Below are 12991 nucleotides of genomic sequence, written 5' to 3' on the forward strand. Positions count from 1 at the left end.
GGTTAGGGTACTACAGTTTAAAACCGGTAGCCACAATGTAGACTTCTCGTGAACGGGCACGGGAGGAGTCTGGTTTACGAATCTTGACGACAGAGAAAAGTCTACGAATTTCATTGAGATAGGCATCAAACCCCTCCCCCTGGAATACCTTGACCACGAAACTGCCATTACTGCGCAGGACCTGATTGCACATGTCCAGCGCCAGCTCGATCAGATACATGGAGCGAGCCTGATCCACCTGCTGGGTCCCGCTCATGTTGGGCGCCATGTCAGACATGACCACATCAACCTTGTCCGGGCCCACTCGTGCCAGCAAGGCGGCAAGCACAGTTTCCTCCCGAAAGTCCCCTTGCAGGAAATCGACACCGGCAATGGAATCCATCGGCAGAATATCGCAAGCAATCACTCGCCCCTTGTCACCCACCTGATCGATGGCAAACTGGGACCAGCCACCGGGGGCCGCCCCCAGATCCACCACCGTCATGCCCGGCTTGAGCAGTTTGTCCTTGCCCTGGATCTCATCGATCTTGAACACGGCACGGGAACGCAGTCCCAACTTCTGGGCTTTTTTGACGTAATGATCGTCAAAATGTTCTTTTAACCAGCGGGTTGAACTGGGGGAATGTTTTTTCTGGGTCATGATTGTCGACTTTAAAAAACCACAAGGGTTATTAGTATTAAGGGCTAAGTGGGGGTAGAATACGCCCCTTTCAACCCTGACTTATGAAGAAATTGCCATGATTCTCAACAATAAACAGAAACAGTACCTCAAGGGCCTAGCCCACAGCCTCAAGCCGGTCGTCCTGCTGGGACAACACGGCCTGACCGAAGGGGTGCTGGCCGAGATCGATCTGGCGCTGAACCACCACGAGCTGATCAAGGTTAAGGTGTCGTCTGAAGATCGTGAGATGAAACAGCTGGTGATGGAAGCCATCGTCCGTGAGACAGGCGCCATCAAGGTACAGAGCATGGGCCATGTGCTGACCATTTATCGTCAAGCCAACGAACCCAAAATCCAGCTGCCCCGCAAGTAAAAGGAAAGAGCATCGCTCTTTCCTTATTCCACTTCTTCCCGAGTCGCTTGCCAAAGTAGTCGCAAAGCCCTTAACCTGCGATGAATACTTCCGGACACGCATTATGGCTCACCGTCCTATTCTGACCGACGATGAGCTGGCCATGCTGCGGGACTTGGGGAGCAATCAGGACACCCATGTCCTGAGTGGTCACCTGGATGCCCCCATGCTTGGCTTGCTGCACAAAGCCGAACACCTGGTACTCGAAGCCCGCTTCGCAGGCCATCAGCTACGCTTTCCTCTGATTTACCCAAGGGGAAGACGGCTTCGTCGAGCCCCGGTATCTGCAGCCCCCGTCATCAGGGGAGCTGGGGTTTGCGCGTCCGCGCGCCTGGCGTCTCACCCAAAAAGCCAAGCTTTGCAGCTGAGCTGAGGCCTGTTTCAGGTCACCAGCCTCTCCCTCAACGGCCTCATCGTGAGAAAACTGCCAGCCACCTAACATGGTGGCCGATACCCAGCATCAACGGCGAACTCTGCATCGAGAAGAGGACCCTCTTCCACTACAGGGACGACTGGTAAGGCGCATCAAAGCCCATGCCGACCATGCTACTGGGCGCTGAGCTTTCAAATGAGCGAGAGCATCAGGAACGGCTGCGTCACTGGTTGTTTCAGCACCATCAGGACGCCTTTACCGAGGCGTATCGCCGTCCCATTTTTATCAATAATCACATAGATAAAGACAAGAGGGGAGCGCCAGCCCCCCTGTTTCATGCGCTATAGCATTCGCTTAGATATAAGCGACTTCCAGCACTTCGTATTCCACATCACCGCCCGGCGTCTTGACGATTGCGACATCGTCCACTTCCTTGCCAATCAGGGCGCGGGCAATGGGGGAGTTGACAGAGATCATGTTCTGTTTGATGTCCGCCTCGTCGTCACCCACGATGCGGTAGACCACTTCCTCTTCCGTTTCGCTTTTCAGCAGAGTCACGGTCGCACCGAAGATGACGCGGCCATTGTTGGCAATCTTGGTGATATCGATCACCTGGGCATTGGAGAGCTTGCTCTCAATCTCCTGAATGCGGCCTTCACAGAAACCTTGCTGCTCGCGAGCGGCATGGTATTCGGCGTTTTCTTTCAGATCACCATGTTCACGGGCATCAGCAATCGCTTCGATAATCTGGGGACGCAGCTCGCTCTTCAGATAGTCGAGCTCTTGACGCAGCTTTTCAGCGCCGCGAACAGTCATCGGAGTATGATTCATAGTCGAAACCTGGGTTGCTTGAAAAAGAGAAGCTGCGGCAATCAAAGAGAGCCGCAGCTATCGGTTCGGATGAGGCATCTTAATATGAAGCCGCCACAAAATCCATGTCAGCCCCTGCGAGCGGGATCGCGCTTTGAATGACCAGAGGCCTGCCGGGAGGTTGAAGAAAATCGAGAGGATGAGGCGACCAGAGGCAGCCACGGCGACCTTGACCCTGGCTGCAATATTTTCGTTTTGGTTGTCTGATCAGGCTCACCACCGCATCGAGCCTCGCCTTGCCTAGGTGAAATCCTGCTTGCAGACACGTTTCCATGCCTTGCTGGCGATCATCGGCCGGAGGGGATCAAAAGGCAGACCAACATCAAGCCAGCGTGCAAAACCACCTCAGTACCTGGTGTCGTAATAGCTGTAGATGCTCTTTTCCCAAGAGGTATCTGCCATGTTGGGCCAGTGGTCGCTATCAAAACCCGGGGCGTTCTTCATGCGTTCCTCTGTGGTATCCATGATGAAGCGCTTGTTTTCAGTATCGACCTTCAGGGCGCTCCAGGGTACGGCAAACAGCTTCTCGCCGAGACTGAGGAAACCGCCGAAGGAGAGCACCGCATAGCACACCTTGCCGTTTTCGATATCCAGCATGAGCTCCTTGATGCTGCCCAGCTTTTCACCTCTCGGGTCGTACACATCGTCGCCACTGAGCGTGCTGGCGCTGAGTACTCTTGACCCAAGACGGCTGGATGGAATGATATTGTTCATTTGATACTCCTGACATTGTTGGAAGAAAGAGTGAGGGGAAAAGCGCGTTGGCAGAACGCTAACCAACGCGGTAACGATTTATTTCCCCTTTCTGGCGTCCCTGCGCTCTTCTTTTCTATCGTCGGGGGCTGCCTGGTGTTTGCCGGCGGACACTGGAATCGCCCCCTTTGATTCCTTGTCGTCCTTGCCTTTGGTCTCTTCAGTACGACCCTTGAGTTGGTCCTTGTTCATGATGAACTCCTGATAGTCAGTTGGATGAGGGTGCGAGCACCGAGAATGGGATCCCGCACCAGCCATCGTGAGAATAAGCCGCACACAGCAGGGGGTCTGTACGTTGACCCACATAGAGCACGGGCCCGACACCTGACCAATGGCTCGCTGATACGGCGTTAAGCCAGAGCACCACTTGTTCGATCCCCTCCCCCGGCTACCGCCGGCAAGGCCCCGAGGCGACACAACCCGCCGACAGGAGAGGCTGAGCCTCAGGCATCAAGATGAAGCCCCATCCAGATGTCAGAACCAAGGGAGCCTGCAGCTCCCCGGCCTGTGCCTGCCCCCTTTTCCCTGCCATGTCTGCGGTTCAGCGGCGCGCCCCGGGTGAGGGGCGCCAGTTGCCTGTGGCGCCGGCACAGAAGCTGGCCAGGCGCTGCACGGCCTGCTGAACGGCACTATTGGCCGCCATCACGCCGCCGTAGGGATTGGCCTGCGGTGCTGGCACTGTCTCGTCGAATTCGCGCCAGGCCAGCACCTGGCGGCTGTCGCTGTCCACCAGGTAGGCCCGCAGCGTGAAGCGGGTACGGCTGGGTGATCTGTCGAACTCCTGCTGCAGGCGGATGATTTCGACATCGAGGCGCAGATCCCCCGCAGCCGCACTGGGAGCCAGGACGACGGCGCGAAAGGCCCCCGTGTCCTCGAGTGCGGCGACTATGCCAGGAGCTATCATCCGGGCGGGCGTATCGATCCATTCACTGTGCGCGAAATACTCCAGCTGATAGGGCTCGCGAACGTAGATGATCCGCTGGCTGTCGAAACCGGGGGCAGCCCGCGGCGGGTTGACGATCAGCGTAGGCGCGGCGTCCAGTCTGGCCGCGGCGGCCTTGGTCGGGGGGGATGCACCCACCCCGGAGAGCGAATAGAAGGCCGGTGGCGGCACCTTGGCCGCATCGAACATGCTGCAGGCAGCGGGCAGGAGCAGCAACAGCGCGGCGACGGCGAGCCGGATGAAGGGTGGTGCTGGCTGGCGGATCATGGCTGTTTCCCTCCTTCGGATGATTCTCCCGGGCCATCCGGCACCGGCTTGCGGCCGAACAGGAGCCCGGAGGGGTTGCGTTCGGTCTGCTCGCTGAGACGGCGCAGCGAGGTCGTCAGCACGCTGAGCTCGCCGAGCAGGCGTTCCAGCTCGGGCAGGGTCTCCGCCGTGAAGCGGTTGATGTCGCTGCCGACCGCGTTGAGGGTCTTGCCTGCGCTGGCACTGGTGCCGGCGATCTCATTGCCCATCTTCTCGACGGCATCCGCCGCCCGCCCGATACGCGCGATCAGGGGGGCGAGCTCGTGGCTCGCGCTCGCGCTGTTTTTCATCACCCTGGCCGCATCCTTCAGGCCGGCATCTATGCTCTCGTTGCGCTCGGCCAGCGTGTGCGCCACCCGGGCAATGTCGGTCAGGGTGCTCTGGAAGGCGGCCTGATTCTCCGGACCGAGCAGGGCGTTGAGGCTGTTCGAGGTACTGTCCAGCTTGGCCAGCACGCTGGTGAGGACGTTCTCGAGGCGAGCAGCGAGAGAGGGATGGGTGCGGATCACCGGATACTGATAGCCAGGGGTGGCCTGCAACAGGGGCATGTCGCTGGCCCCGCCGCTCAGCTCGACGTAGGCGATCCCCGTCAGGCCCTGTGTCTTGAGCACGGCCACAGTGTCCTGCCTGATCGGCGTGCCTCGCTCGATGGCGAACAGCAGATTGACCTGCTCGGGATTGGCCGGATCGAGCCGTATCTGCCTGACCCTGCCGACATCGACACCGTTGTATTTGACCGGTGCATTGAGATTGAGGCCGGCGACCGACTCCTCCGAGATCGCCAGATAGAGATCGTATGCCTTCTGGAAAGCCCCTCCCGAGGCGAGCCAGAGGATGACGGCCACCAGCAGGGTGCCGAGGATGACGACAAAACCCCCTACCAGGGCGTAACTGACCTTGGTTTCCATCATGTCCCCTCGCTGCGTTGCTCGGCGGCCCGCCCCCGCGGGCCCTCGAAGAATGGCCGGATTGCCGGCAGATCCATCTTTGCCAGCGCTGTCATCGACCCTATCCCCTGCACCTTGCCGTCGCCGAGCACGGCGACGCGGTCGGCCACCTGCCACAGCAGATCGAGATCGTGGGTGATAAGGACTATGGTCAGGCCGAACAGATCGCGTAACTTGCGGATCAGACTGTCAATCTCGCCAGCGCTCTCGGGATCGAGACCTGCGGTCGGCTCATCGAGAAAGAGCAGTTCGGGATCGAGGGCCAGGGCACGTGCCAACGAGACGCGCTTTAACATGCCGCCGCTCAGCTCGGCCGGGTACTGATCCCCCACGACCGGCTCCAGGCCGCTCATTGCCAGCTTGCGGTCGGCGATGTCGTCGATCAGCCCTTGTGCGAGTTCGGTGTGCTCACGCAGCGGCAGACCCACGTTTTCCCTGGCGGTCAGGGAGCCGAACAAGCCACCACTCTGAAACATGACGCCCCAGCGCTGGCGCAGGGCAAGGGCGTCGGCGTCTTCGATGTTGGCGAGATCGACCCCAAGCACCCGGATCGAGCCCGACTCGGGTTGCTGAAGCAGGATGATCTCCCGAAGCAAGGTCGACTTGCCCGATCCCGAACCGCCGATCAGCGCGAAGATCTCGCCGTGGTTGACCACCAGATCGATCCCGTCATGGACCACATGCTCGCCAAAGCGCGTCATCAACTGGCTGATGATGATGGCCGGAGTGACACTGCCATCTGGCGCCTTCATCTCAAAGATCCAGGGCGCTGAATGCAACCGAGAAGAGCGCATCGGCCACTATCACCATAAAGATGGAGTGGACGACGCTACGCGTCGTCTGTCGTCCGACGCTGTCGGCACCTCCCTTGGTTTGAAACCCCTGGAAGCAGCCAACGGTCACTATGATGGCGGCAAATACCGGCGCCTTGCCGATGCCGATCAGCAGATCCGTGACGCTCACCGTCTTGACGAAGCGATCGAGGAATTCGGCCGTGCCGACGTCCAGCTGGATGTGCGCCATCAGCATGCCCCCCAGGACGCCGAAGAGATCGGCGAAGAGGGTGAGCAGGGGGAGAGCGATCAGGAGAGCGAGCGCCTTGGGCAGCACCAGCATGTCGAGTGGTGCAATGCCGATGGTGCGCATGGCGTCTATCTCCTCGGTCACCGCCATGGTGCCGATCTGCGCCGCGTAGGCGGAACCGGAGCGGCCGGCGACTATGATGGCGGTGATCAGCGGAGCGAACTCTCGCAGCATCGAGAGCGCGACCAGATCGACGACAAAGATGTTGGCGCCATAGAGGCGCAGCTGCGCGGCCCCCTGATAGGCGACGACGATGCCGAGCAGAAAGGAGAGCAAACCGACGATGGGCAGGGCATCGACACCTGCGCTGCGGATGTTGTAAAGAATTGGGCGCCAGCGAATCCGTGTCGGATGGGCCAGCCAGCCACCCAAGGCGAAGGTGCACTCGCCGATGAAGGCGAGCAGGGCGCAGCATTGTGCCAGCAGGGTCACCGTGCCCTGACCCAGGCTTTCCAGGCGGGATAAAGGGTGAGAGGGTATAGGCGCGGGCCCCGGAGCGGACTCCTGAGCCAGGGCATCGAACAGCCTGGCGAACTCCGGGCGCAGTTGGTGCAATTCGACGCCGGCCGCACCATCACGCAGCCGGCGCAGCAGTGTCTGCAGGATCCAGGCCCCGGCCGTATCGAGGGCCTCGATACCAGAGGCGTCGATGACCCAACTCTCTCCGGCCAGGGCGGCAAGGGCGTCGAGCTCGCTTGTCAGCCTGCCCATACCGAGCGCAGTCCAGGATCCCGACAGCACCAGCGCCTGTGGCGTCGCCCGGCTCATGGCCGCCGGTGTGGTGGTCGGCTTCAAGGCTGGCCACCCTGACAACAGAGTGGCAACCCCGAACGGGCGACGTGCCTAAGGGCCCCCATCGACCGATGGCGGTAGCCACACAGGCAGCGTGCCGGATCCGCAGGGTCAAGGGTTCCCCAGCAGGGCAGAGTGCCAGGGCCTGAGGGCTCGTCGGGCGTTTGCCTAGCGCTCGGTCCCGACCTTGATGTCATTCTTGACAGAGGTCACCCCCTCGACGCCCATGGCAATCGCGACGGCCTTGTCCAGCGCCGCCTGATCCACCGCGCCGCCACTCAAGGTAGCCTCCCCGGCATCATCGGTATCGACATGGATATTGACCAGGCTGGACATCTGCTCGGCCGCAAGCCCCGCCTTGATCTTGGTGGTGATGACCGAGTCCTCGACATATTCCAGCGTCGAGGACTCCATGGTCGACGATTCAGATGGCATCGACTGTGCGGCATCGGTGTCGTCGGTGAGCTCGGCGCCGTGGCTGGCTAACGGGAGCAACAGCAGTCCGGTGAGGAGCAAGCTGGCACTGAAGATATGGTTCATGGTGGTTCCTTCCTGGAGGGCTGAAAAAACGCACATCCGGCAGCCCGGGTGCTATCCATTCGCCGTGACGAAGATGTAACACGGGGCAGCGCGCAGTTCTGTACGGCATCGTACATAACGCGGGAGGTCTACAAGGCCACAGGGGAGCGGCATGAGATCAGGGGGGAGATGAGAGCGCATTGCCGCGCGACAGGCGGCGCATTGGGAGTGACTGATGGGCGGGCGAACCGCAGAGGCGCGGTTCAATCGGCCACTGTTCTCACCCAATTTGCCTGAACATGCGGCGGCGGAGGCCCTTTGCTAAGCAACTCCGACTCAACAGAAAAAGAGAAGCAGCGGTTATCGGAGACAACCGCTGCCTGCGGGATCGCGCTTTATTGCGAACGCTACTTGGGATCAGCCACACCGATAGGGGCAGATACCGTCGGTTTGCCCTGCATGATGGCGATCTCCACCCGCCGGTTCATGCGCCTGTTCTCCGGGCTGTTGTTCGGCACCAACGGCTGGGAGTCCGCCATTCCCTGCACCACCAGACGGTTGCCGTCAAAGCCGGGCACCTTGATCATCTGGTGGGCCACCGCCACCGCCCGCTGGGACGAAAGCTCCCAGTTGGACTGGAACAGCTCGTCTTCGGTGGCGACGTCATCGGTGTGACCGGAGACGGTGATCTCCCCGGGCACATCCTTGAGCAGGGTCGCCACTTTACGGATCACCGGCCAGAACTGGGGCTGCAGGAAGGCGGAACCCGCCGGGAACGCCGCCTTCTCGCGGATGCGAATGATGATCTGCTGACCCAGCGCCTCTATCTCTATGGCCCCGTCCTGGATCTGGGCCTGCATCTGCTCGGCCAGCGCCTTGGCCAGTTCGTTGGACTGCTCCTGCGCTTTCTGGGCCTGCTGGGCGGTGTCGCCACCGCTCTGCTGACCCTCGGTCTTGTCATGGCCCCCCGCCTGATCCGCATCCCCGGGCTGAAAATCCAGCTCGGTCTGGGTCATGTCGATGGTCTGCTGCATGATGGTGTCGATGGGGGTCGGCTCGGGCCGGCCAGGGCGAAACTCCTGAGCGATGACCGAGGTCCCCTTGGGAATATCCTTCACCTCCAGGATGTTCTGCACCCCGAACGCCTTCTCCATGGAGCCGGCGATCTGCTTGAACTTCTGCACATCCATCTCAGCAAAGGAGAGCAGCAGCACGAAGAAGCACATCAACAGGGACATGAGATCGGCGAAGGTACCCATGTAGCCCGGCAGGCCGGGAGGCGGACACTTGCACTTTGCCATGGGGCCTCCTAGTCGAGCCCGTTGTTGCGTTTGGACTGGTTGAGGTAGTTCTGCAGCATGGCCTGGATCACGCGAGGGTTCTGGCCGTCCTGGATGCCCATGATGGCGTCGAGGATCAGGGTGCGGCTCAGTTGCTCCTCACCGCTGCGCAGCTCCAGCTTGTCGGCGATGGGAATGGCCACCATGTTGGCTTCAATGGCGCCATACAGAGTCGTCAGCAAGGCCACCGCCATGGCCGGGCCTATGGACTTGGGATCACTCATGTTCGCCAACATGGCCACCAGCCCCACTAGCGTGCCTATCATCCCCATGGCGGGGCCGAGATCCCCCAGGGAGCGAAACACCTTGATGGCGATGACGTGGCGCTCCGAGGTCAGCTCTATGTCTTTTTCCATCACGGCGCGCACCACATCGGCATCATGGCCGTCCACCAGCATGTCGATGCCCTTCTTCATGAAGGCATTGGGGATCTCTGCCGCCTCCAGCGCCAGAAAGCCCCCCTTGCGGGCCGCGTCCGCCAGCTCCACCGCCTTGGCAATCAGGTCATCGAGCTTGTCGCCCTTGTACATGAAGGCCTTGCCCGCGACCTTGAATGCCATAAAAAACTGGCCAACGTTGAACTTCATCATGGCGATGAAGATGGAGCCAAGCAATGGTGATATAGACCGATGGCATATCCACATACATGTGACATGGGGCCACCCAGCAGCATGCCGTAAATCACGACCCCGAAACCGAGCACTATGCCGATCAGACTGCCTAGATCCACATCCCTACTCCTGTCACCGGTTCTTATGTCTATTTATAGTTTGTTGAATTTTCTGCTATTGCGACCCAAGCGGCAAGCATGCATCCACTGAGAATGATGGCTCATTATCGGCCAGTTTAGCGAGAGTTTGAGGGGCAGTGCTTTTCTGCCTCCCCCCCATGGACGGTCGATGTTAATATAAGCCGTTTTTTTCAATCCCCGAGGATGGACATGGCCAGTAAAAAAATCGACCGTCTGAGTTTTGATGCCACTCTGGAAGAGCTGGAAACCATCGTTCATCAGCTGGAGCAAGGTTCCCTACCCCTGGAAGAGGCGCTCAAACAGTTCGAGCAAGGCGTCCATCTGGTGCGGGCCGGTCAGCAGAAGCTGGAACTGGCCGAACAAAAGATCCAGATCCTGCTCAGCCAAGCCGATGGCAGTGAAGCTTGCCCCCTTCCAGCAGAACAAGGAGAAGAGTGAGTGGCGCTGGACCATTTTTCCCGTCTGCATCGTCAGCGTATTGACGACTGTCTGTCAGCACAACTTGAATCCTTGCCCGCCATGGCGCCGCGTCTGCGCGATGCCATGAAATATGGCCTGCTGCTGGGCGGCAAGCGGGTACGCCCGTTTCTGGTCTACGCGGTCGGCGAGATGCTGGGCGTAAAGAAGCGAACTGCTGGATGGCCCGGCCGCTGCAGTGGAGTGCATCCACGCCTACTCCCTGCTGCACGATGACCTGCCCGCCATGGATGACGACGACCTGCGTCGTGGCCAGCCAACCGTTCACAAGGCGTTTGATGAAGGCACCGCCATTCTGGCCGGTGATGCGCTGCAGACCCTGGCGTTTCTCCATTCTGGCCGATCACCCCATGCCAGACTACATTGATGGCCAACCGGGTCCGGATGCTGAGTACCCTCGCCCGCGCCTCCGGCTATCTCGGCATGTGTGGCGGTCAGGCGCTGGATCTGCAGGCTGAAGGCCGCCAGATCACGCTTGCCGAACTGGAGCAGGTACACCGCCACAAGACCGGGCGCTGATTGAATGTGCCGTGGCGCTCGGCGCCCTGTGCAAGGCCGACGTGGCGCCTGCAACCCTGGCCGCGCTGCAAACCTATGCCGCCGCCATCGGGCTCGCCTTCCAGGTGCAGGATGACATCCTCGACATCACGGGCGATACCGCGACCCTGGGCAAGCCGCAAGGTTCAGATCTGGCACAGGAGAAGAGCACCTATCCGGCCCTGCTCGGTCTCGACCCTGCCCGTGAGCTGGCTCGCGAACTGCATGACAAGGCCTTAACAGCCCTGCAATCCTTGCCCTACAATACCGACATTCTGGAAGCGTTTGCCGATTACATCATCGAGCGAACCCACTAAACGCTGGATAACAGTAACAATATGAGCGTTGATATTAGCGATTTCCCCAACCTGGCCCTCGCGGATACGCCGGTCGAGTTGCGATCCCTGCCCAAAGAGCGGCTGCCCATTCTGTGCGAAGAGCTGCGCGAGTATCTGCTGCGCTCGGTGAGCCGCTCCAGCGGCCACTTCGCCTCCGGCCTCGGCACAGTCGAGCTGACGGTGGCGCTGCATTACGTCTACAACACCCCCTTCGATCGCTTGGTGTGGGACGTGGGCCATCAGGCCTATCCCCACAAGATCCTGACAGGTCGGCGCGAGCGCATTCACACCATTCGCCAGAAAGATGGCCTGCACCCCTTCCCCTGGCGGGAAGAGAGCGAGTACGACGTGCTCAGCGTGGGCCACTCCAGCACCTCCATAGGTGCTGCCCTCGGCATGGCGGTTGCCGCCGAGAGCGAGGGGCTGGGCCGCAAGGTGGTGGCCGTCATAGGTGACGGCGCCATCACGGCGGGCATGGCGTTCGAGGCCCTCAACCACGCCGGCGACGTCCACAAGGACATGCTGGTGGTGCTCAATGACAACGAGATGTCCATCTCCGAAAATGTCGGGGCACTCAACAACCACCTGGCCAGGCTGATGTCCGGCAAGCTCTACACCACCATCCGCGAAGGTGGCAAGAAGGTGCTGGCGGGGCTGCCGCCGGTCAAGGAGCTGGCCAAGCGGGCCGAGGAGCACCTCAAGGGCATGGTGGTGCCAGGCACCCTGTTCGAGGAGTTCGGCTTCAACTACATAGGCCCCATCGACGGCCACGACATCCACGCTCTGGTCGAGACCCTGCGCAACATGCGCAACCTCAAGGGTCCCCAGCTGCTGCACGTCAAGACCAAGAAGGGCAAGGGCTACGAGCCTGCCGAGAAAGACCCCATCGGTTACCACGCCGTGCCCAAGTTCAACCCGGACGAGTGCGCCCTGCCCAAGAGCGCCGGCGGCAAGCCGACCTTCTCAGCCATCTTCGGCCAGTGGCTGTGCGACATGGCCGCCAAGGACGAGCGGCTGGTCGGCATCACCCCCGCCATGCGCGAGGGCTCGGGGCTGGTCAAGTTCAGCCAGCAGTACCCGGATCGCTACTTCGACGTGGCCATCGCCGAGCAGCATGCGGTCACCTTCGCCGCCGGCCTTGCCATCGCCGACAAGAAACCCGTGGTTGCCATCTATTCAAGCTTCCTGCAACGGGCCTATGACCAGCTGATCCACGACGTGGCGCTGCAGAACCTGCCGGTGCTGTTCGCCATAGACCGCGCCGGTCTGGTGGGTGCCGACGGCCCTACCCATCAGGGGGCCTTCGACATCAGCTTCCTGCGCACAGTGCCGAACATGGTGGTGATGACGCCGTCCGACGAGAACGAGTGCCGCCAGATGCTCTACACCGGCTATCAGTGCAACCAGCCCGCGGCGGTGCGCTATCCCCGTGGCAGCGGCTGCGGCACCGAGATCCAGAGCGAGATGACAGCGCTGGCACTCGGCAAGGGTCGCATCGTTCGTGAAGGCAAGGGCACCGCCATATTGGCGTTTGGTACCCTGCTGCATCAAGCCAGGGCCGCCGCCGAGGCGCTGGACGCCACCCTGGTGGACATGCGCTTCGTCAAGCCCATGGACGAGGCGCTGGTGCTCTCCCTTGCCGCCTCCCACGATCAGTTTGTCACTCTCGAGGACAACGCCATCATGGGCGGGGCTGGCTCTGCGGTGAACGAGCTGCTGATGCGTGCCAAGCAGTGCAAACCTGTGCTCAACCTCGGTTTGCCGGATCGCTTCGTGGAACAAGGCACCCAGGAGGAGATCTATGCCCAGCTGGGGCTGGATGCCACGGGCATTCAGGCCAGCATAGAGGCCTGGCTGCAAGCCTGATCAAGCGGTTAACGCGATCAAAC

Annotated in this window: 15 protein-coding genes and 2 pseudogenes; 4 read left to right on the top strand and 13 right to left on the bottom strand. The window is 60.8% G+C overall.

Features of this window, described 5'->3' with window-relative positions; genetic code table 11:
- Positions 1-10: 10 nt before the first annotated feature.
- Positions 11-640, bottom strand: a complete 630-nt coding sequence (gene rlmE / locus ACF2JD_RS04480) for a 23S rRNA (uridine(2552)-2'-O)-methyltransferase RlmE (protein WP_005326622.1) — start codon at positions 638-640, stop codon at positions 11-13.
- Between the two features lie 97 nt (positions 641-737).
- Here rlmE and yhbY point away from each other — a divergent pair, with 97 nt between their 5' ends.
- Positions 738-1034, top strand: coding sequence for a ribosome assembly RNA-binding protein YhbY (gene yhbY / locus ACF2JD_RS04485; protein ID WP_440986834.1), 297 nt, complete (start codon positions 738-740; stop codon positions 1032-1034).
- 70 nt (positions 1035-1104) lie between these two features.
- Here the strand turns inward: yhbY and ACF2JD_RS04490 are convergent, their stop codons facing one another.
- From ACF2JD_RS04490 to pomA, 12 genes and pseudogenes are all read right to left on the bottom strand, one after another.
- Positions 1105-1299 carry a hypothetical protein gene (locus ACF2JD_RS04490; protein ID WP_440986835.1) on the bottom strand — a complete coding sequence of 65 codons (195 nt, stop codon included), beginning with the start codon at positions 1297-1299 and terminating at the stop codon, positions 1105-1107.
- A 338-nt stretch (positions 1300-1637) separates the two neighbouring features.
- A complete protein-coding gene (locus tag ACF2JD_RS04495) occupies positions 1638-1784 on the bottom strand; it encodes a hypothetical protein (RefSeq protein WP_440986836.1) in 147 nt (48 codons plus the stop codon).
- A gap of 16 nt (positions 1785-1800) precedes the next feature.
- Positions 1801-2277: a transcription elongation factor GreA gene (gene greA / locus ACF2JD_RS04500; protein WP_440986837.1), complete on the bottom strand. Its 477-nt coding sequence runs from the start codon at positions 2275-2277 to the stop codon at positions 1801-1803.
- 384 nt (positions 2278-2661) lie between these two features.
- Positions 2662-3030, bottom strand: coding sequence for a PRC-barrel domain-containing protein (locus ACF2JD_RS04505; RefSeq protein ID WP_106887621.1), 369 nt, complete (start codon positions 3028-3030; stop codon positions 2662-2664).
- 78 nt (positions 3031-3108) lie between these two features.
- The gene (locus ACF2JD_RS04510) at positions 3109-3261 is read right to left on the bottom strand and encodes a hypothetical protein (RefSeq protein ID WP_163154255.1); all 153 of its coding nucleotides are present in this window, start codon (positions 3259-3261) and stop codon (positions 3109-3111) included.
- A 349-nt stretch (positions 3262-3610) separates the two neighbouring features.
- Positions 3611-4279 carry an ABC-type transport auxiliary lipoprotein family protein gene (locus tag ACF2JD_RS04515; protein ID WP_440986838.1) on the bottom strand — a complete coding sequence of 223 codons (669 nt, stop codon included), beginning with the start codon at positions 4277-4279 and terminating at the stop codon, positions 3611-3613.
- Entirely contained in the window at positions 4276-5229 is a 954-nt protein-coding gene (locus ACF2JD_RS04520; RefSeq protein WP_440986839.1) for an MlaD family protein, read from the bottom strand. The genes ACF2JD_RS04515 and ACF2JD_RS04520 overlap by 4 nt, the downstream gene beginning before the upstream one ends.
- Positions 5226-6017 carry an ABC transporter ATP-binding protein gene (locus ACF2JD_RS04525; protein ID WP_408752440.1) on the bottom strand — a complete coding sequence of 264 codons (792 nt, stop codon included), beginning with the start codon at positions 6015-6017 and terminating at the stop codon, positions 5226-5228. Before ACF2JD_RS04525 ends, ACF2JD_RS04520 begins: the two co-directional genes overlap by 4 nt.
- A gap of 1 nt (position 6018) precedes the next feature.
- Positions 6019-7143: an MlaE family lipid ABC transporter permease subunit gene (locus ACF2JD_RS04530; RefSeq protein ID WP_440986840.1), complete on the bottom strand. Its 1125-nt coding sequence runs from the start codon at positions 7141-7143 to the stop codon at positions 6019-6021.
- A gap of 165 nt (positions 7144-7308) precedes the next feature.
- The gene (locus ACF2JD_RS04535) at positions 7309-7680 is read right to left on the bottom strand and encodes a BON domain-containing protein (protein WP_440986841.1); all 372 of its coding nucleotides are present in this window, start codon (positions 7678-7680) and stop codon (positions 7309-7311) included.
- 386 nt (positions 7681-8066) lie between these two features.
- Complete coding sequence (locus ACF2JD_RS04540; protein WP_163154262.1) at positions 8067-8960, bottom strand: flagellar motor protein MotB; 894 nt, start codon at positions 8958-8960, stop codon at positions 8067-8069.
- An 8-nt stretch (positions 8961-8968) separates the two neighbouring features.
- Positions 8969-9729: pseudogene (pomA, locus tag ACF2JD_RS04545) on the bottom strand (flagellar motor protein PomA).
- A gap of 210 nt (positions 9730-9939) precedes the next feature.
- On the opposite strand from pomA, the gene xseB reads away from it, so the two are divergent.
- The 3 genes and pseudogenes from xseB to dxs all read left to right on the top strand — a co-directional run bounded on the left by xseB (position 9940) and on the right by dxs (position 12968).
- Positions 9940-10188 carry an exodeoxyribonuclease VII small subunit gene (gene xseB / locus ACF2JD_RS04550; protein WP_440986842.1) on the top strand — a complete coding sequence of 83 codons (249 nt, stop codon included), beginning with the start codon at positions 9940-9942 and terminating at the stop codon, positions 10186-10188.
- Positions 10189-11081, top strand: a pseudogene (gene ispA / locus ACF2JD_RS04555) ((2E,6E)-farnesyl diphosphate synthase).
- 21 nt (positions 11082-11102) lie between these two features.
- On the top strand, positions 11103-12968 hold the full coding sequence (gene dxs, locus ACF2JD_RS04560; RefSeq protein WP_429098950.1) for a 1-deoxy-D-xylulose-5-phosphate synthase: 1866 nt from the start codon (positions 11103-11105) through the stop codon (positions 12966-12968).
- The last annotated feature ends 23 nt before the right edge of the window (positions 12969-12991 follow it).

This window comes from Aeromonas ichthyocola (assembly GCF_046087985.1).
GTDB lineage: Bacteria > Pseudomonadota > Gammaproteobacteria > Enterobacterales > Aeromonadaceae > Aeromonas > Aeromonas rivipollensis.